Source organism: Xanthomonas euvesicatoria pv. euvesicatoria, from assembly GCF_020880415.1.
Taxonomy (GTDB): domain Bacteria; phylum Pseudomonadota; class Gammaproteobacteria; order Xanthomonadales; family Xanthomonadaceae; genus Xanthomonas; species Xanthomonas euvesicatoria.
The window spans coordinates 1-19492 of the sequence record NZ_JAJIUJ010000110.1 but is presented as its reverse complement, the minus strand read 5'-3'; the positions used below and the strand labels follow the sequence as shown (position 1 = coordinate 19492).

13 protein-coding genes and 1 pseudogene are annotated in these 19492 nt (G+C 65.8%); 10 read left to right on the top strand and 4 right to left on the bottom strand.

Going from position 1 to position 19492, the window contains the following annotated elements:
• Window positions 1-337 precede the first annotated feature (337 nt).
• The 4 genes from LN450_RS18870 to LN450_RS18855 form a co-directional block, all read right to left on the bottom strand.
• Window positions 338-1066: a UTRA domain-containing protein gene (locus tag LN450_RS18870; RefSeq protein ID WP_011348576.1), complete on the bottom strand. Its 729-nt coding sequence runs from the start codon at window positions 1064-1066 to the stop codon at window positions 338-340.
• Window positions 1067-1171: 105 nt separating this feature from the next.
• Window positions 1172-1747, bottom strand: a complete 576-nt coding sequence (gene pnuC / locus LN450_RS18865) for a nicotinamide riboside transporter PnuC (RefSeq protein ID WP_011348575.1) — start codon at window positions 1745-1747, stop codon at window positions 1172-1174.
• 180 nt (window positions 1748-1927) lie between these two features.
• The gene (locus LN450_RS18860; RefSeq protein ID WP_011348574.1) at window positions 1928-4090 is read right to left on the bottom strand and encodes a TonB-dependent receptor; all 2163 of its coding nucleotides are present in this window, start codon (window positions 4088-4090) and stop codon (window positions 1928-1930) included.
• A 31-nt stretch (window positions 4091-4121) separates the two neighbouring features.
• On the bottom strand, window positions 4122-5279 hold the full coding sequence (locus LN450_RS18855) for a phosphotransferase enzyme family protein (protein WP_008573742.1): 1158 nt from the start codon (window positions 5277-5279) through the stop codon (window positions 4122-4124).
• Between the two features lie 603 nt (window positions 5280-5882).
• Here LN450_RS18855 and LN450_RS18850 point away from each other — a divergent pair.
• The 10 genes and pseudogenes from LN450_RS18850 to bcsB all read left to right on the top strand — a co-directional run bounded on the left by LN450_RS18850 (window position 5883) and on the right by bcsB (window position 19436).
• Window positions 5883-6722, top strand: a complete 840-nt coding sequence (locus tag LN450_RS18850) for a glycosyltransferase family 2 protein (RefSeq protein ID WP_011348572.1) — start codon at window positions 5883-5885, stop codon at window positions 6720-6722.
• Window positions 6723-6850: 128 nt separating this feature from the next.
• Window positions 6851-7885, top strand: a complete 1035-nt coding sequence (locus tag LN450_RS18845) for a hypothetical protein (RefSeq protein WP_011348571.1) — start codon at window positions 6851-6853, stop codon at window positions 7883-7885.
• A gap of 10 nt (window positions 7886-7895) precedes the next feature.
• On the top strand, window positions 7896-9803 hold the full coding sequence (locus LN450_RS18840; protein ID WP_008573752.1) for a glycosyltransferase family 2 protein: 1908 nt from the start codon (window positions 7896-7898) through the stop codon (window positions 9801-9803).
• 49 nt (window positions 9804-9852) lie between these two features.
• Window positions 9853-11148: a hypothetical protein gene (locus tag LN450_RS18835; protein ID WP_039418877.1), complete on the top strand. Its 1296-nt coding sequence runs from the start codon at window positions 9853-9855 to the stop codon at window positions 11146-11148.
• Window positions 11130-12098 carry a glycoside hydrolase family 113 gene (locus tag LN450_RS18830; RefSeq protein WP_011348569.1) on the top strand — a complete coding sequence of 323 codons (969 nt, stop codon included), beginning with the start codon at window positions 11130-11132 and terminating at the stop codon, window positions 12096-12098. The genes LN450_RS18835 and LN450_RS18830 overlap by 19 nt, the downstream gene beginning before the upstream one ends.
• A 393-nt stretch (window positions 12099-12491) precedes the next feature.
• The gene (gene pncB, locus LN450_RS18825) at window positions 12492-13670 is read left to right on the top strand and encodes a nicotinate phosphoribosyltransferase (RefSeq protein ID WP_008573756.1); all 1179 of its coding nucleotides are present in this window, start codon (window positions 12492-12494) and stop codon (window positions 13668-13670) included.
• A gap of 207 nt (window positions 13671-13877) precedes the next feature.
• Window positions 13878-14333: a cellulose biosynthesis protein BcsD gene (gene bcsD, locus LN450_RS18820; protein WP_008573758.1), complete on the top strand. Its 456-nt coding sequence runs from the start codon at window positions 13878-13880 to the stop codon at window positions 14331-14333.
• Between the two features lie 28 nt (window positions 14334-14361).
• Window positions 14362-14838 carry a hypothetical protein gene (locus LN450_RS18815; protein WP_011348568.1) on the top strand — a complete coding sequence of 159 codons (477 nt, stop codon included), beginning with the start codon at window positions 14362-14364 and terminating at the stop codon, window positions 14836-14838.
• Between the two features lie 84 nt (window positions 14839-14922).
• Window positions 14923-17067 (top strand): annotated as a pseudogene (bcsA, locus tag LN450_RS18810) (UDP-forming cellulose synthase catalytic subunit).
• A 44-nt stretch (window positions 17068-17111) separates the two neighbouring features.
• On the top strand, window positions 17112-19436 hold the full coding sequence (gene bcsB / locus LN450_RS18805) for a cellulose biosynthesis cyclic di-GMP-binding regulatory protein BcsB (RefSeq protein ID WP_039419214.1): 2325 nt from the start codon (window positions 17112-17114) through the stop codon (window positions 19434-19436).
• Window positions 19437-19492: the final 56 nt, after the last annotated feature.

The following is a 19492-nucleotide window of genomic DNA, read 5'->3' as shown; positions in this document are numbered from 1 at the left end:
ACGTTCGTCATCCGATCATGCGCACATGGCAACTGCAGGTTCCACTCCGCTGCCGCACTCGCTGCTCTCGCGATCGCAGGTGTCGCGTGACCGGATCGATGTCGTGACACCTGCATCAAGCGAAAGGCGGAACCACCGCTCAATCAGCAGCCGTGCCCCGTCGATGCCGCCGGCACGTCACCGATGCGTTCTGGCCGAAAACGTCATCCGGCCCATCAAGCAGTTTCGAATCCGCTGTTGATGATGCCGGGGCGGCAGCAAAGCCGCGCCCACCACCAACGCAGCAATGCGGCACGCTCCTCAACGATTCCCGATTCCCGATTCCCGATTCCCAGCCCTAAAAAGCAGACCGCGTCGGCGCCTCGGTCCGCACCACCACATCCAATGCGTCGTGGCGCCAGGATTCGATATCCAGTTCCACCGCGCGTCCGTCTTCGGCAAAGCTGATCCGCTGCAGCCGAAAACACGGCGTGCCGGGCGTGGACTGCAGCAGCATCGCTTGTGTCGCGTCCAATCCGGCCGGATGCATCGACAGCTGCGCGCGGCTCAGGAACAGTCCCAGCCACTGGTTGAACACGCTGGACAGCGACCCTGCCAGATCGTGTTCGAGCAGGCCCGGCGCCCAGTCCGCAAGCACCACATTGGTTTCCAGCAGCACTGCGCGGCGGTCGATCCAGCGCCGACGTTGCAGGACGAACACCTCGTCGTACGGGCTGTCCAGTCGCAACGCCGCGGCGTAAGCCGCGCCCGCGACCTGCCGGGTGGCGCTCAATAATTCAGTGCGCGGCTTGCGTCCTTGCGCCGCCACGTACTGCATGAAGCCGGCGATGCTGGTGGGGTCGTAGCGCACGCGCGGCGCGCTGACGAACCAGCCGCGGCGGTTTTCGCGATAGATGCGGCCTTCGGCTTCAAGCTGCTGCAGCGCTTCGCGCAGCGTGATGCGGGTGCAGGAAAATCGCTCGGCCAACGCGCGTTCCACCGGCAGGCGCTGATCCGGTCCCCATTCGCCGGCTGAGATTTGTGCGGAGATCGCTTCGGTGATGGTGTGTTGGCGCGACACGCTCATGCGGCGAACCGCAGGCGGAAGACGCAGGGCGTGAGCAAGGCAATGAGGTGGCAGACGTGCATGTTGCGATGGTAAAGAAGAACGCGCGCGCAAACCGCGACCGGCTTAGCGTGCGACAGCCAGGTTCTGGTTCTGTTGGGTTTTCCAGCTATGCCAGCCGTACACCGCAAGCGCCACGAAGCCTGCGTAGAGCATGGCAGTAGGGTACAGCCCCTTGCTGATGAAGACGCCGACGTAGACGCAGTCGAGCACGATCCACAATACCCAGTTGGCGATGCGCTTGCGTGCTGCCCACACGCTGGCCACCAGGCTGAAACTGGCCAGCGCCGCGTCCAGCCACGGCAGCACCGCATCGGTGCGGTAATGCATATAGGCGCCGAGCGCCGCAGCGAACGCCGCGCCGATGCCCAGCGAAAGCCAGCGTTCGGCGGACGGCATCGGCAGCGGGCGTATCCGCGTGTCTGCGGCGTTGCCGGGTTGCCAGTGCCACCATCCGTAGAGCTGGGTCAGCACGTAGACCCCTTGCAGCAGCATGTCCGAGTACAGCTTCCATTGGTAGAACAGCCACGCATACAACGCCACCGCCACGATGCCCACCGGCCAGCACCAGCGAATGCGCCGCGCGGTGAGCCACACGCCCAGCAGGTTGATCACGACAGCGATGGATTCGAGCAGCGACATGCGGTACCTGGTGCGTGATAGGTCAACGTGTTGCGGCGTAGGAGGCGTTGGGACGACGGTGCATACAGTTCAGCCTTGGAACACGGCACCTCGTCGTCCACGAGCACAATCCGCAGGCGAGCTGGCAGCGCCGGTGACCGGCTGTCGACGCTGCCCGACAATGTGTGCCTACACTGCAGGTTAGAAATCCACCTGCACCGTCAGCCGTGCGGTGCGCGGCGCACCGGGGAACAGGTACGCATCGCCCTGATATTCGCCGGAATCGCGCCAATAGCGCTTGTCGAACACGTTGTCCACGTTCACGCGCCAGGTGGTCGCCAGCCCGCCCAGCGCCGTGGCGTAGCGGGCACCCAGGTTGGCCACGGTGTAGGCCGGCACGCTGGCGTTGCCGAGGCGGTCGGCAAACTTGCGCCCGCTGTATTGCACACCGCCCAGCAGGGCCAGACCATCGATACCGGGCACGCTGTAATCGGCCTGCACGCTGGCGCGCAGCTTAGGCACGTTGATCGCCTGATGGCCTTCGTACTCGGCAATGTCGGTGTCCTCTGCACGCGCGCGGATTGCCGCGACGCTGGCGAACAGACGCAGCTGCCGGGTCGCTGCACCGTCGGCAGATAGCTCCAGGCCGCGGTTGTGCAGGCGGCCCTGCTGCACATAGAGCAGACCGCCATCGGCCTGCGGTTGGGTGAACTGATAGGCCTGGCGGATGTCGAACAGTGCCGCGCCCAGACGCAGGCCCTGCAGGTCGATCTTTGCGCCGGTTTCCAGTTGGTACGCATTGGTGGGCGGCAGGATCTGGTCGGCGTTGTCGGCAAACCACGGCGCCGTGCCGCCGGCCGCCAGGCTCTTGGCGTAGCTGGCATACAGCGACATGTTCTGCTGCGGTTTGAACAGCAGCGCCGCCTGCGGCAGTACCGTGTCTTTGCGCGTGCGTCGCTCCAGCAGGCCGTCGCGATCGAAGCTGCGTTCGTCCAGTTGCACGTAGCGCGCGCCAAGCGACAGTTCCCACTGCGCGCCCAGGCCGATCCGGTCGGCCATGACCAGCGCGCGTTGGCGGCTGTCCAGACGGCGCTGCTTGGGGTCCAACGCAACATCCGTCTGCGCAAAGACCTCCGGGTCGCGATCGATGCTGCCGCTGCCGACGAATTCGTTGACCGAACCAAAACGGTCGACGGTGCGGCGCAGCCACTCGCCGCCCATGCTCAGGTGTTGCTCCAGCGCGCCGGTCGCGACGTGGCCTTCGAGCGTGGCACGCAGCTGATCGTGTATGCGGGTGTCGTCGGGGCTGCGGTAATCGTAGATGTCGTATTCGCCCTGCGCGCTGAAGAAGTTCGGCGTGGCGATGTCGGCGCAACTTGCCGCGCCATAACAGCCCCAGGCGAATGCAGAGAAATCGTTGATCTTCGAGCGACTGCGCGATGCTTCGGCGGTGGCGCGCCAGTCGTCGTTGAACTGGTAGGCGTAACGCAGCTGCGCGTTGAGCGCATCCATTTCCACCGGCCGCGCCCACGGCTGGTAGCCGAGCAGGCGGTGCACATCGATATCGCGCGGTACCTGCGTGCCGCCCAGCAGTTGATAGCCGGGCACCGAGCGCTGTTGCCGGTGCTGATACTCCACGTCCAGCTGCAGCAGCGCCTGCGGGGTGATCTTCCAGTCGCCGGCCAGCGACAGGAAATTGCGGTAGCCGTCGGCATGGTCGACATAGCTGTCGATGTCTTCGCGTGCGGCGTTGACGCGTAAGCCCAGCGTGCGTTCGGCACCGAACCAGTCGCCCAGATCGGCGGCGACATAGCGCGAGCCCTGTTCGTCTGTGCCCAGGGTGACACTGCGCACGTGCTCGGGTCGCTTGGTGCGGTAGTCGATCAGTCCGGCCGGTTCGTTGACGCCCGATTGCAGCCCGGCCAGGCCCTTGAGCAGTTGCACCTGCTGTTTGTTCTCCAGTGCGATCGATTGTTCGCCCACCGCGCTCATGCCGTTGATGCGGTAACTGTTGGCGGCATTGAGCGAATAGCCGCGCACCACGAAGTTTTCGTAATAGCCGATCGGCGCATACGCATCGCCGGCAGAGGCATCGGCGCGCAAGACCTCGCTGAGTACGCGCGCCTGGCGATCGAGCAATTGCGCACGATCGATGATCGCGATCGAGGCGGGGGCGTCCAGCAGCCGGGTGGCACCAAATCCGCTCAATGCCGTGCTGGTCTGCGCGCGCTCGCCACGCACGTTGACCGCGTCCAGTTCGACCGCATCGGCGCCGAGTTGTTGCTGCGCCAGTGCGGGGGCGCAGCACAATGCCAGTGCAAGCGCGAGTGGGCAGCGGGACAGCAGGGGGAAGGCAACGGACATTTGGCAGGACTCGACAGAGAAAGGAAGCTGCTCACGGCAGCCGGCGCGCACGTGCGTGCAGATGCGCGAGCAGGTGCTGGCCATCGGCGCTGGCGAACCAGTCCGCGTGGCCGAGCAGATAGCGGTGATAGGCGATATCGACATTGGCGGGCGAACGCGTGATGCCGGCGAAATATTCCATTTCGCTCAAGGCGAAGTCGGCATGCACGATCGGCAGCAGCGCAGCCAGGCGGTGCAAGTGGTTTGCGTCCAGTGGGCGATGCTGCGCGTAGCCCTCCAGCAGCGCGTCGAGCTGGTCGAGCTCGGCCTGTGCGCGTGCGCCGGTGTCCAGCCGCAACCAGGGGATGAGGTTGCGTTCGATCGCGGTGGCCAGATCGAATAGCGCGCTGCTGCAATCGCTCAATCCGAAATCGAAGACGGCGCTGACGCGGGTGGCTCCGTCGGTGGTGTCCCACAGCAGGTTGGACGCATGCCAATCGCCGTGGGTCCACAGCGGCGGTAGCGCGCCTGGCGCAGACAGCAGCGGCCACGCCTGCGCATGCCAGGGCAGCACGTGGGTGGCCAGATCGTCTGGCCAGGGGCGGTCCTGCAGGGCTGCTGCAAGGTGCGGCCGCGTTGGCAAGGCATCGTGCAACGCCTGCAGGGGGTCTGCCTGGGCAAACAATCGCAGATTGGCGACCAGCACGCTGGTGGAGCGTGCCGGCGCATCGAAGCCCTGGGCCGCGCAATGCAGTTGCGCTAACGCAGCGCCGGCCGCCCGCGCATGCGCAACATCGGAGAACGGTGTCCATGACAATGCATCGCGGTAGAGGTCGTGCCCCGCACCCACCCGCTGCACTTCGTACACCCAATCGGCGTGCGCCAGCGCAGTGCGGCCCCGGGCGTCGTGCAGCACCTCCACCACCGGCGCGCCGGCCCAGCGCAGATGGGCCATGAAGCTGTGTTCCTCGCGCAGCGCGGCTACGCTGCGCACACTGCAGTGGTGGCGTTTGACGATGACCGGGCCGCTTGCAGTGTCCACGCAGGCCGCTGCCGAGAACGGGCGCGCGCTATGCCAGCGCACCGCAGTGAGGCGGCCCACCGCCGCAAACCGCTGCAGCACGCGATGGATTTCATCGGTGGTCAGGACTGGCCAGTCCGGCAATGCCAGTTCCAGGCTCATGCCATGCACCTGATGCGGCACGTTCATGGCCTGACTCCCGACGGGCGCGGCAACCGTGCTGCGCCGGTGAGTGGTATAGACCAGGTTATCGGGAGTAAGGCGGCGGACGCGGCGCGCGCGCCGGCAAGAACAAGAACGGCGCTGCCGGGCCGTTGTCGCATCGCATCCGCCATCAGGTCGCGGCGATGCAAGCAATGAAAAGGCAGCGCGAAACCGCAAGGTCGCTAACCGTCATCTCAACAATCAGGTGTGGGAGTGCACCAAAAGCAACCTGCAACCCGGCTGGCGATCAGGTGCAGCGGGCGACGCGCTCTGACGCAGATGTACCCCTGGTACATGCATCGCGTGCTGCCCGCGCTTGCCTGGCTGCGCAGTCGGTTTGCCGGTTGCACAAAAGTGTGGCAACGGAAACCGCGTGCGGCTCCGGGCGCGCAGTATGCGCCTTGCGGCGGTGGGTCGCCATGCTGCAAGGCGCGTTCGCGCCCGGTCACTGCGTGCAAGCGGAAGCGTGGCGCCGTTCCAATCGCGTCCGGACGTCGGCGCGATGCGGCCGCGGCAGCGCCTGTCGCGCAGCGAGCATCGGCCAACCCAAGATGGCGCTGCGCCGCTCCGGCACCGGATAATGGCCGGATGACTCCCGTCCAGATCGCCGCCGTCGTCGTCACTTATGAAAGCAGCAGCACCATCGATGCGTGCCTGTCGCGATTGCGCGCGGCCGAGGGCATCAGCGAGATCCGCGTGGTCGACAACGCTTCCAGCGACGACACCCTGGAAGTGGTGCAGCGTCATGCCCTGGCCGATGCGCGGCTGCATTTCATCGCCAATCCCGACAACCCTGGTTTTGCGACTGCCTGCAACCAGGGCGCGCGCGATTCGCAGGCACCCTGGCTGGTCTTCATCAACCCGGACCTGATGGTCGCGCGCGATACCTTGCTACAGCTGTACGACCGGGCAGCGGGACATCCGGCGGTGTTGCTGGGGGTGGAGCAGGTGGATGAGCAGGGGCGCCCGGATGCGGCCGTGCGCCGCCGCGACCCGGACTTCGCCGCGATGCTGCGCGCGCCGCGCGCCGCCGCCAATCTGGCGGTGCCGGCCGATCCGTCGCGCGCCTTGCAGCCGGTGGATGCCATTTCCGGGGCGTTGATGCTGATGCAGCGCAGCCTGTTCGACCGGCTGGGCGGCTGGGACGGCAATTACCGGCTGCATGCTGAAGACCTGGATCTGTGCCGGCGCGCCCGCCAGGCAGGTGCTCTGGTGGCGGTGGCCAACGATCTGCAGGTGCTCCACGTACGCGGGGTCTCCAGCCGCGCGCGGCCGTTCTTTGTGGAGTGGCACAAACATCGTGGATTGTGGCGCTATTTTCGTAAATTCGAGGCCGATCGACGCGGGCTGCCGACGCGACTTGGCGTGTGGCTTGCGATCTGGATCCACGCAGTGGCCCAGGTGCCGCGTTTGTTGCAAAACAAATGAGTTGGATTGCGTTAAATTTGTGATAAGTCGGTGATGGGGCGCCGGCCGCAACTGTGATACGTTTCGCCCCGAAGTGTGATCAACCCTAGCTTCCTGTCCCTTCCGGGTCCCCCATCAGGAATCGTGCAATGTCTTTACAGAACGACCCGCAAAGGCGGGTACGTCGGTCGTGCGCTACCCCGCTGCAGTCCAGTTCGATTGCCTCGCCGTGTCATCCCAATCCAGCCCAACCGCGTGCGCTGTCGGTCCTGGCATCGGCGCTTGCACTGAGCTGTGTGCTGGCCGCATTGCCGGGCACCGCATTGGCCGGTGCGTGGACCCAGCCGCAGGGCGACACCCTGGTGATCGTCAAGGCGCTGCATAGCGATGGCCGCGGGTGGTTCGACGACAGCCACCACCGCACGACCTTCGGCGACGGCCAGCAGTTCGATGGCAATGGCCGCAGCCGTCAGGACCAGCTCAACGTCTACGTCGAGCATGGTCTGACCGAAAAGCTCAGCTTCATCGGCAACTTCTATTTCAACGACGTGGGTTTCAGCAACCACGATGCCGTCAACGGCCGTCAGCAAACCACGACGACCGGTTTTGCCGATCAGGAAATCGGCTTGCGCTATGCATTGCCGAGCGCGCAGAACGATGTCTGGCGCAGTGCCGTGCAGGCCCTGGTGAGCATCCCCGCGTATGGGCGCAGCAAGACCTATCACCCGGACAATCCTTCTGCCAATTCCGACCCTGCGCTTGGCCTGGGCGACTATGGCCTTGAGCTGCGCTACAGCCGCGGCCGCGGCTACACGCTGGGCGGCCGCAACGGCTATGTCGATCTGGGGGGCGCGGTCCGCCTACGCGGAAGCGCGGCGTCCGACGAACTGCGGGTGGACGCGTCCACAGGTCTGAGTCTGACCCCCAGTTGGCTGCTGTTGGGCGAACTCAATGTGATCCAGGGGTTGGGCAACGGGCGTGGCAACTTCGATGTTGCCGGTAGCGGTGGCGGCGTGGGCTTCGTCGCCACCGGCACCAACTACGATCTCACCAAGTTGCAGTTGTCCACGCTGTACACGGCGCCGGGTGGCAGCCAATGGCAGGTGGGGTATCAGCAGCCGGTGATGGGGCGCAACACCGGTGCCGCGGGCGGGCCATTCGTGGCCGCCTGGTGGCGTTTCTGAGGGGCCGCACATGACGGTCACCTGCGAAACGGACGCGCTGGGACGAGCACCGGACATCGGCCGCGAACGCGGTCTGCTGGGTCGTGCGCTGGTGTCGGCAGGCGTCATCACCGATGAACAGCTGCGCTCGGCGCTGGCCTTGCAGCAACGCTGGAATTCGCGCCTTGGCGATGTGATCCTGGCCCAGCGCGGCGTGCCGGCGCAGCGGTTCTACGCCATCGTTGCCGCGCACTTCGGGCTGCAATTCATCGATCTGGTGCAGCAGCCGCCGGATCCTGCGCTGCTCACCCCCGGCGATCTGGATAGCTACGCGCAGCGCCTGGTGTTGCCGTGGCGGCGCGAGGACGGTGTGCTGGTGCTGGCGGTGGCCGATCCGGATCCGGCCTTGTTCGCCTGGGCACGTGCCCATTACGGCGAAGACGTGCGCTTTGTCGGTACCGCCAAATTCGACATCATCTGGAGCCTGCAGCGCTATGCCGACGAGCAGCTCACCGACAACGCGCTGAACCTGCTTGCGGCGCATGCGCCGACGTATTCGGCACGCCAGGTCATCACGCGCGGGCAGAAGTTCGCGTTGTGGGCGTTGGCGGCGGTGATGCTGGCGACGTTGGTGCTGTTCCCGGTGCCGGCCCTGATTGCCGTCAACGTGCTGGTGGCGCTGGGCTTTCTGGCCACCTTCGGGTTGAAGTTGCTGCTGGTGTGGTTCGGCTCGCGCCATCGCATCGACATCAAGGTCACCGAAGACGAGGTGGCCGCGCTGCGCGACGACGACCTGCCGGTCTATACCGTGCTGGTGCCGATGTACAAGGAGCCGGAAGTCCTGCCGATCCTGGCCAACGCGCTGCGCAAGCTGGATTACCCGATCAGCAAGCTGGACGTCAAGCTGGTGCTGGAAGCGGACGACCTGGACACCATCGAAGCGGCCAAGAAACTCGGCCTGGAAGCGTTCTTCGAAATCATCCGGGTGCCGCCGTCGCAGCCCAAGACCAAGCCCAAGGCCTGCAACTACGCACTGCATTTTGCGCGTGGGCAGCTGCTTACCATCTACGACGCCGAAGACAAGCCCGAGCCGGACCAGCTCAAGCGCGTGGTGGCGGCATTCCGCAAGGCCGAAAAGGATGTGGTGTGCATCCAGGCGCGGCTGAACTACTACAACGCCGACGAAAACTGGCTGACGCGGATGTTCACGCTGGAGTACACGCTCTGGTTCGACTTCTACCTGCCGGCGCTGGAATACCTGCGCATTCCGATTCCGTTGGGTGGCACCTCCAATCACTTCCGTCTGGACGTATTGCGCCAGGTGCGCGCGTGGGATCCGTACAACGTCACCGAAGACGCCGATCTGGGCGTGCGGCTGATCCAGAACGGATACCGCGTCAATGTGGTCAATTCCACCACCTTCGAAGAAGCCAACGTCAGCATTCCCAACTGGATCCGGCAGCGGTCGCGCTGGCTCAAGGGCTATATGCAGACCTGGCTGGTGCACATGCGCGACCCGGTGCATCTGTATCGCAGCACCGGCTTCAAGGGATTTTGGGGGTTCCAGTTCTTCATCGGCGGCGGTTTTTTCACCGCATTGGGCGTGCCGGTGCTCTGGGCGTTGTACGCGGCGTGGGCGCTGACCGGCACCACGATGTTCGAGCGCTTCTTCCCGCCGTGGCTGGCGGGGGTCTCGCTGGTCAATCTGCTGCTGGCCAATGCGTTCTTCATCTACATCACGCTGGTTGCAGCGTTCAAGCGCGACTACTTCAAGCTGGCGCCGTACGCACTGACGGTGCCGTTCTACTGGGCGTTGCAGTCGATCGCCGCCTACAAGGGTCTCTGGCAGCTGATCCACAATCCGTTCTATTGGGAGAAGACCACGCATGGCATCAGCAAGCATTCGGAAAACGAGCGCCGCGCCGCACTCGAAGAGTGAGCCGGTTGCGCAGCGTCGCGAGAGCGGGCTGCCGGCGTTTCTCATCGCCGTGGTGGCGCTGTCGCTGCTGAGCCAGCCGCTGCTGGTGCAGTCGGTGGCCACGACGCCCGCGCTTGCGCCGGACATCGGCGGGCCGGCGACCGGATTGCTGGCGTGGGCGGTCGATCTCACCTTGCATCGCTGGAATCTGCCGTTCCAGGTCTGGCCATGTGTCGCGGTGGCTGCGAACGCGCTGTTCCTGTCGCTGCTGTGGCGCGATCTGGCTGGCGTGTTCGGGCGCGGCTGGGCCAGCGCGCTGACGCTGCTGGTGGGCTGCAACCCGCTGTTCCTGCTGCCGATCGCTGCCGGCGGCAGCCAGGCAGTGGGGTTGCTGGCCTTCTACGGTTTGTGCCGCACCTTGCGCCGCTTGCAGGCGCCGGTGGAAGCCTTCACCTATCTGCGCATTGCGGGCTGGTTGTGCATTTTGCTGTGCCTGGATCTGCAGACGCTGGCGCTGTCGACAATGGTCGCGCCGTGGCTGCTGCTGGTCATGCCGCCGCAGATGCTGCGCAAGGCACCAGGCTCGTTCTATCTGGTGTGCTATCTGCCGTTCGCATTCCTGGTCGGCATGTGGGCCTACGTGAATCTGGTCGTGTTCAATGCGCCGTGGCCGACGCTGTCCAGCATTGCCCAGGCGTCGCATCCGTTGCCGTTGCCACTGGCCGGCCATGCCGACGGCTGGTTGCCGGCGGTCCGCTGGGGTGTGGCGGCCGTGGCGTGCTTCCCGGTGCTTGCGCTGGTGGCGCGTGCGCGCAGCGGTGCGTTGGCGCGTGGCGTGGTGGCCAGTGCCGGCACCGTGGTCTGCGCGGCTGCGTTGTCGTTCGCGTTCGGCTGGGCTGGCTTCGATGCCCTGCTGCTGTTGTGGGTGCCGGCGGCGTTGTTGCTGCGTGCGCTGCACCCCGACCAGCGCGGCCAGGCGGCCGGATTGCTGGTGTTGGGCCTGGTGGGTGCGATCTGGGCACAACCGCAGGGTTGGGGTAGCTGGATGCGTGCCGCAGCGCCCGACGAACAGGCCCTGATGCAGGGCGAGGCCGTTGTCATGACGACGCCGGTATCGTTGCCGGTGCGTGCGGCGGCCGCTCCCGCTACGCAGGAGGCTGGGGTGATGCAGCCGGCGATGGCCCAGAGCGCTGCGGTGGCCCCGGCTGCAACGGCATCTGCCGACACTGCCGAGCCGGCCAACCCGGCAGCGGTCACGGCGGTGCCGCAGGACAAGAACAGTGCATCCTTGCGTGCGACGGCGTGCTCCCGGCACGCGGCGCCGCCGAATGCCGAGGTGTCTGCTGCATGTTCAAGCGCGTTCTAAGCGTCGCAACGTTGATCGGCGTGTGTCTGCTGGCAAACGGCTGCAATGCCGCCGCGCCGACCTGGATGGGCGCCAACGTCAAGGTGTCCGCCAACGCCCCGTGGGAAAGTCAGGCTGCAGCGCAGTCGCTGGACGCACTGGCCAAGACGGGGGCCAGCAAGGCGTTGCTGGTAGCGTTCGTGTGGCAGGCCAACCCGCAGTCCAACGACCCGGTGCTGGGCAGCGACAGCAGTGTGGACGCCATGCGCGCTGCGTTGCGGCAAAGCCTGCAGGCTGGATTGCAGCCGACGCTCAAGGTGCATGTCTGGATTCCGGGACACTGGGCCGGCGATGCCGCGCCCACCAACCCGGCGGCGTGGTTTGCGGCCTACCAGCAGGCATTGCTGCCATTGGCCAGGTTGGCCCAGGACGAACACGCCGAAGCGTTGGTGATCGGCACCGAGTTGCGCAAGTTGCAGGACGCGCCGCAATGGCCGGCGTTGGTCGCGGCAGTGCGCAAGGTCTACCACGGAAAACTGCTGTATGTGGCCGACGGTATGGAGCATGCCGAGAGCTTCCGTTACTGGTCGTTGTTCGATGCGGTGGGCACCAGCCTGTATCCGCGCCTGTCCGAAGCTGCCGATGCACGCAGCGCTGAAATGACCGCTGCGGCGCAACGCCTGCAGCAGTTGGGTCAGCGCGTGGGCAAGCCGGTGTGGGTGGCCGAGCTGGGGTTGCGTTCGGCGCGCGGTAGTCTGGCGGCGCCGTGGGAAAGCCCGGAGCAGCGCACGGCTGCCGTCGATACGCGCCTACAGCTGCAGGTGTTGCAGCAGTGGCGCAAGGTACTGCAGGCGCATGGCGTGGAAGGCATTGCGCTGTGGTGCTGGTATACCGACCCCAAGGCCGGCGGCCCGGGCGACAGCGATTTCACCGTGCAAGGCAAGCCGGCGCAGCAGGTGCTGGCGCGCTGAGGGCGACTGGCGAACAGCTGCGTTCGCCGCAGCGGCGGGGTGCGGCCAGTGCCCGGGATCGCCAGAACCCGCTCGCACGCTTGGGCTTCTGGCGCCGGCCACGTCACGCGATGCAGGCTCGCTCTGGTCGCCGGTCGCGCTAGATCGCGCTGCACGTGCATGGCGTGCGCCTGTGCTGTGCGTCAGACGGGCGCACAGCACGGGCTGGCGTCACGTTGCATGCCTTCCGACGTGCTCCTTCCGCCAGCGGCTGCGCTGCGCAGAACGGGTTGGAACGCGCTGGCCCAGCTTGGCAATCGCGGCTGTCTACCTGACGACACAGGTGCGCTGCGTTCTCACGCGGCTTGCGCACTGCACGCGCTGTCATCGCCGCCAAGGGCATAATCCGGCGGCATGATCATCCATTCGCTGCTCGACACCGACCTGTACAAATTCACCATGATGCAGGCAGTGCTGCACCAGCACCCGGCAGCGCAGGTGGATTACCGCTTCAAGTGCCGCACCCCCGGCGTGGATCTGGCGCAGTTCGTCGATGAGATCTCGCGCGAGATCGATGCGCTGTGCCGGTTGCGGCTGCGCGAGGACGAAGTGGATTACCTGCGCAGCCTGCGCTTCATCAAGCCGGACTTCGCCGACTTCCTGGCGCTGTTCCATCTGGATCGCAAGTATCTGAGCCTGACCGCATCGGCCACCCATCCGGGCGAGATCGAGCTGACCATCCGCGGCCCCTGGCTGCACACCATCCTGTTCGAGGTGCCGCTGCTGGCGATCATCAACGAGGTGTGGTTTCGCAATACCTCCGAGCCGGATTTCGAAGAGGGCCGCAGCCGCCTGCGCGAGAAGGTGGCGAGCCTGCGCAGCATGCCGGCCGGCTGCAAGATCGCCGACTACGGCACCCGGCGGCGCTACTCGCGGCAATGGCATGGCGAGTTGCTGCCGCTGCTGCGCGATGGCCTGGGCGAACAGTTCGTCGGCACCAGTAACGTGTATTTCGCCAAGCAGTACGGGCTGACCCCGCTGGGCACGATGGCGCACGAGTATCTGCAGGCGTTCCAGGCGTTGGGGCCGCGGCTGCGCGATTCGCAGGTGGCGGCGCTGGAATCGTGGGCGCGCGAATACCGTGGCGATCTGGGCATTGCGTTGTCGGACGTGGTTGGGCTGGATGCGTTCCTGCGCGATTTCGATCTGTATTTCTGCAAGTTGTTCGATGGCATGCGCCACGATTCGGGTGACCCGTTCGAATGGGGCGAGCGCGTCATCGCGCATCTGGAAGCGCACCGCGTCGATCCCCGGACCAAGGTGCTGGTGTTCAGCGACGGGCTCAATATCGACAAGGTGATGCGGCTGTACCAGCACTTCCACACGCGCTGCCGGCTGGCCTTCGGGGTGGGCACCAGCCTGACCAACGATCTGGGGCCGACGCCGCTGCAGATCGTGATCAAAATGGTCCGCTGCAATGGCCAGCCGGTGGCCAAGCTCAGCGACTCGCCCGGCAAGAGCATGTGCGAGGACATCGGGTATCTGCGCTATCTGCGCGACGTGTTCGGACTGCCGCCGATGGCAGAGGGATGATCGCTCGGGGCGATGCCGGCGGGGACTGACGGGCGGGCGTCGCCACCCGCTACAGAAATTCCCTACACGCTGTCGGGGAATGCCCGAAAAAAGTGAGACGCAGCTCTCGATTCGAGGATGGCGGCCGCTAACATGTCATCACGCATGCATCACATCGGGTGCATGCGTCGCATGTGACGGCCCTTTTTTCCTTGCGAAGTCTGTTGAATGAGCGCACTCGACCCGCTGCCGCTATACCGTACGCGCAGTTGCTCCCGGCAATGGCTGGGGTTTGTGCGCGCGATGGCCGAGGAGTTCGGCGCCGAGTTGCCCGAGGACGATCTGGCCCTGTTGATGGCGCGAATCGGCCAGCGCTTCGCACGCGAACAGCGGCTTGCGCCGTGCGCCACGCTGGACGACGCGCAGCTCGCGGCCAATGCGGTCTGGGACCGCTGCGATTGGGGCCAGTGCGTGTTGGAGGAATACACCGACCATGTGCAGATCCGGCACGCGGGGGCGCCGTTGAGCGTCGCGCTGAATGGCGCCGCGTGGAGCGATGGGTTTTTGCAGGGTGTCTACGAGGGGTGGTTTCAGCAACTGGGGATGCTGGCGGGTCTGGCGGTGCAGAGCGTGCCGAGCGACACCGTCGATCTGCGCCGCCTGGTGTTGGCGCGCACGGCATGAGCATGTCTGATCGGGCAAGGAGAGTGTGATGACAGCAAGGAAGGGCAAGGACGCACCCCAACATGACGATGTGTCGGGCCTGTTCGCGCGTTTGGGGACGCCGGCCAGCCAGGGGTACCACGATTTCGCCTACACCCAGCTGTCGCCGCGCACCTGCAGCCTGCCGCAGGCCGGTGCGCCTGTAGCGGTCGAACCGGTCACCGTTGCGCCCGATGCCGTGCAGCCGCCGGTGGCGGTTGCCGCGCCGACGCCAAACTTGGGCATGCCGGCCGCCGTACCGGCGCCAGAGCGCTCGCTGCAACCCGTCGTGACGGCAGCAGACCCGGTGCCGGATGCGCTCGCCCCGCTGCGCAAATTGCGTCAGCTCGACGAACCTGCGCCGCGCGGCGTGCAGCCGGCCGATCGGCCGGCGCAGACGCCGTTGGAGCGCTTGTTCCAGCGCCTGTTGCAGGCCGATGCGCGCAGCTGCGCGCAAAGCCCGCTCAAGCGCCTGCGCTCGCGTTGAGCTGTTGCCCGTTGTTTCCCGCTGCAGGCGCCGGTGCGCTTGTCGCTTGTTGTGCCGCACGCCGCCATGCCTGAAGGACGATTGATGACCGCTGCCAACCGCCATTGCGCATCACCGCTGCCGACGCTGGCGACCTGGGCGCTGTGGTTGCTGGGTGCGTTGCTGCTGGTGTTCGTGGTGGCCGTGTCGATGGATGTGACGCAGCAGCTGGTGTTTTCCGGCGTGTTGTTCGCGGTGGCGCTGGCGGTGCGCAACCGCGGCGGGCGGGTGGTCATCCTGATGATGATGGGGATGTCGCTGGCGGTGTCGTGCCGCTACATCTGGTGGCGCATGACCCAGACCATGGGCGTGGGCAGCGCGGTGGATTTCATCCTCGGCCTGGGCCTGCTTGGCGCCGAGCTGTATGCCTTCGTGATCCTGGTGCTGGGCTATTTCCAGGTGCTGTGGCCGCTCAACCGCAAGCCGGTGCCGCTGCCGGCCGACCAGCGCCTGTGGCCCAGCGTGGACGTGTTCATCCCGACCTACAACGAGCCGCTGTCGGTGGTGCGCACCACCGTGCTGGCGGCCAGCGTGATCGATTGGCCGGCCGGCAAGATCACCATCCATTTGCTGGACGACGGCCGTCGCGACGAGTTTCGCGCGTTCTGCGCCGAGGTCGGCATCAACTACGTCACCCGCACCAACAACGCGCATGCCAAGGCCGGCAACATCAATGCCGCGTTGAAGAAGTGCAGTGGCGATTATGTGGCCATCTTCGATTGCGACCACATTCCCACCCGCAGTTTTCTGCAGGTGGCGATGGGCTGGTTCCTGCACGACACCAAGCTGGCACTGGTGCAGATGCCGCACTATTTCTTTTCGCCGGACCCGTTCGAACGCAACCTGGACACGCATGGCAAGGTGCCCAACGAAGGCGAGTTGTTCTACGGCCTGCTGCAGGATGGCAACGACCAGTGGAATGCCACGTTCTTCTGTGGCTCGTGTGCGGTGATCAAGCGCACCGCGCTGGAAGAAGTGGGCGGCGTGGCGGTGGAAACGGTCACCGAAGATGCGCACACCGCGCTCAAGCTGCAGCGCCGCGGTTACCGCACCGCCTACCTGGCCGTGCCGCAGGCGGCGGGTCTGGCCACCGAAAGCTTGTCCGGCCACGTGGCGCAGCGCATCCGCTGGGCGCGCGGCATGGCGCAGATCGCGCGCATCGACAACCCCTTGCTGGGGCGCGGGCTCAAACTGTCGCAGCGGCTGTGCTACCTCAACGCGATGCTGCACTTCTTCTATGGTTTGCCGCGCATCATCTATCTGACTGCGCCGCTGGCCTATCTGTTTTTCGGCGCGCACGTGATCCAGGCCTCGGCGTTGATGATCCTGGCCTACGCCTTGCCGCACATCCTGTAGGCCAACCTGACCAACCTGCGCGTGCAGAGCCGCTTCCGCCATCTGCTGTGGAACGAGGTCTATGAAACCACGCTGGCCTGGTACATCTTCCGTCCCACGCTGGTGGCCCTGCTCAATCCCAAACTCGGCAAGTTCAACGTCACGCCCAAGGGTGGGTTGGTGTCGCGCAGCTATTTCGACGCGCAGATCGCCAAGCCGTATCTGTTCCTGTTGTTGCTCAACGTGGTGGGCGTGGTGGCTGGCGTGCTGCGGTTGATCTATGTGGGTGGCAGCGGCGAGCAGCAGACCATCTGGTTCAACCTGGCCTGGACGCTCTACAACATGGTGCTGCTGGGCGCCACGATTGCCACCGCCAGCGAAACGCGCCAGGTGCGCAGCGCACACCGTGTGCCGCTGGATGTGCCGGTCACCCTGTATCTGCCCGACGGCGGTGTGCTGCCGAGTCGCTCGGTGAATTTTTCCACGGGCGGCATGGCGATCACGCTCGCGCAGCCACAGCCGATCGAGCCGGGTCTGCCGGTGCAGATCGGCCTGAGCCACCGTGGCGTGGAGCAGACCTTGCCGGCGGTGGTGCGCCAGGATCGCGATGGACAGGTCAGCATCCAGTTCACGCAGATGTCGATGGAACAGGAGCGCTGGCTGGTGGCGTCGACCTTCGCGCGCGCCGACATCTGGCTGTCGCAGTGGGGCCAGCACGACCGCGATGCGTTCTGGCGCTCGATGGGCCAGGTGTTGGAAGCCAGTGCACGCGGATTCGGGCGACTGGGCGGGCATATCGTGGACAGCGCGCGGCAGGGCTTTCGTCCGAGGCGCCCGGTGGATCTGGAGTCGTGAGTGTGATGCGTGGTGTTTCCCTTTCCTTTACCAAGATGCCGCTGATGCGGATATTCCCGGCTGTGTTGAGCTGTGCGTTGACCTTGCTGGCAGGCCTGGCGCAGGCGCAGCCCATGCCTGCAACGCCATCTGCGCAGGCAGGCAGCCAGATGCAGGCAGTCACCCCAGCGCAGGTGCCCGTCGCCTTCGCAGCGGCACCGTTGCCAGGCGGCAGCACGCGTGCGGCAACACTGCGCGAGCTGGGCATCGATTACGAAATCACCTTGCGCGGGGTGCAGGGCAGCGCCGGCGTGCCCTTCAGCGTGCGCAGCGATGAGATCGTCACCGCGGCCACGTTGAATCTCAAATACAGCTACTCGCCCTCGCTGTTGCCCGACCTGTCGCACCTCAAGGTCACCATCAACGGCGTCACCGTGGCCACGCTGCCCACCGACAAGGCCAACGCCGGCAAGTTGCTCTCGGCCGATCTGCCGATCGACCCGCGCCTGGTCACCGATTACAACCAGCTCAACCTGCAGTTGATCGGCCACTACACGCGCGATTGCGAAGATCCCGACCACAGCAGCCTGTGGGCGAATGTGGATGCGGCCACCAGCCTGTCGCTGACCACCACGCCGCTGGCCTTGGCCAACAATCTGGCGTTGCTGCCGGTGCCGTTCTTCGATGTACGCGACACGCGCCGGCTGGAATTGCCGTTTTATTTCCCGCAGCGCCCGGACACGGCCACATTGCAGGCGGCCGGCACGGTGGCCTCGTGGTTCGGTAGCCTGGCCGGCTACCGTGGCGCGGTGTTCCCGGCCTCCACCGAGGCCTTGCCGGCGTCCGGGAACGCGGTCGTCTTCGCCACGCCCGGCACCTTGCCCGCGCAATTTGCGACCGCCGACAGCGGCGTGGCCGACATCCGCGGCCCCACCGTGGCCGTGCTGGCCAACCCGAACGATCGCAACGGCAAGCTGCTGCTGGTGCTCGGCCGCAACAGCGAAGACCTGCAGCGTGCCGCCACCGCGCTGGCCTTGCGCGCACCGTTGACCGGTGCGGTGGCCCGCATCGGCGACATCAGCGCGCCTGCGCCGCGGCGGCCCTACGACGCGCCCAACTGGGTGTCGAGCGAGAGTCCGGTACGCTTCGGCGATCTGGTCACCCAGCCCAGCCAGCTCAACGTCACCGGCTATCACCCCGACCTGATCCGGGTCGGCCTGCAACTGCCGCCGGACCTGTTCGTGTGGGAACGCGACGGCATCCCGGTTGCGTTGAACTACCGCTACACGCTGCCGGAGCAGGACAACAAATCCGCGCTCAATGTCAGCATCAACGAATCGTTCGTGACCACGCTGCCGCTGACCGGTCGCCCATTCGCTCAATCCACGCCGATGCGCTGGTGGAACAGCCTGGGGACGCGCGGCAGCATGCCGGTGCATCAGGACCTGACACTGCCGGTGGGTGCGTTTTCGGCCAACAGCCAACTGCGCTTCCATTTCTTCTTCGATCGCCCGCAGGGCGAAGCGTGCAAGAACACCTTCCCGGATGTGTCCGGTGCCATCGATGCCGATTCCACCATCGACCTGAGCGGCTTCCACCACTACATGGCGATGCCGAACCTGGCGGCGTTCGCCAATGCCGGCTACCCGTTCACGCGCCTGGCGGACTTGTCCGAATCCACCATCGTGCTGCCCAACAATCCCGGCGATCAGGACCTGAGCAATGTGCTGACCCTGCTCGGGCATTTCGGGGCTTCCACCGGTTACCCGGCGCTGCATGCGCAGATCATCGGCGCCGGCGCAGTGCAGCAGCATGCAGGCCGCGATCTGTTGCTGCTCGGTAGCGCCGAATCGCAACCGTTGTTCAAGCAGTGGCGCGCGCATCTGCCGATCGGCCAGGACGGGCGGGCGACCCGCTTTGCGCTGACCGACTGGCTGTTCGAACGATTGCCGCGCTTTCTCTCCTTCGATGCGCGCCGCACCGACCTGCCCACCACCGCCGAGATCGCCCTGCAGCCGCAGCCGGACGACGTCCTGCTGATGGGCTTCGAGTCGCCACTGGCAGCCGGCCGCAGCGTGGTCGCCTTCCAGACCGAAGACCCGGCCAACATGAGCCGCCTGTTCGATGCCTGGTTCGACCCGACCCTGCTCAAGGATTTCCAGGGCAGCGTGGTGGTGCTGCAGCAGAACAAAGTCACCAGTCTGGTCGGCAACCAGACCTATTACGTGGGGCATCTGCCGCTGCCGACCTGGCTGCGCTGGTATTTCTCGCACCACCCGGTGTGGCTGGCCCTTACCGTGGTGCTGCTGGCGTTGTTGCTGGCCCTGGCCGCACGCGTGCTGCTGCGCAGGCACACCGCCGAGCGCCTCAACGACGGTGGCGGTGCATGAGCGCGCACGCACATACCGGTGGCATGACGCGCCGTCGCCTGCTGCATGCAGGCGCA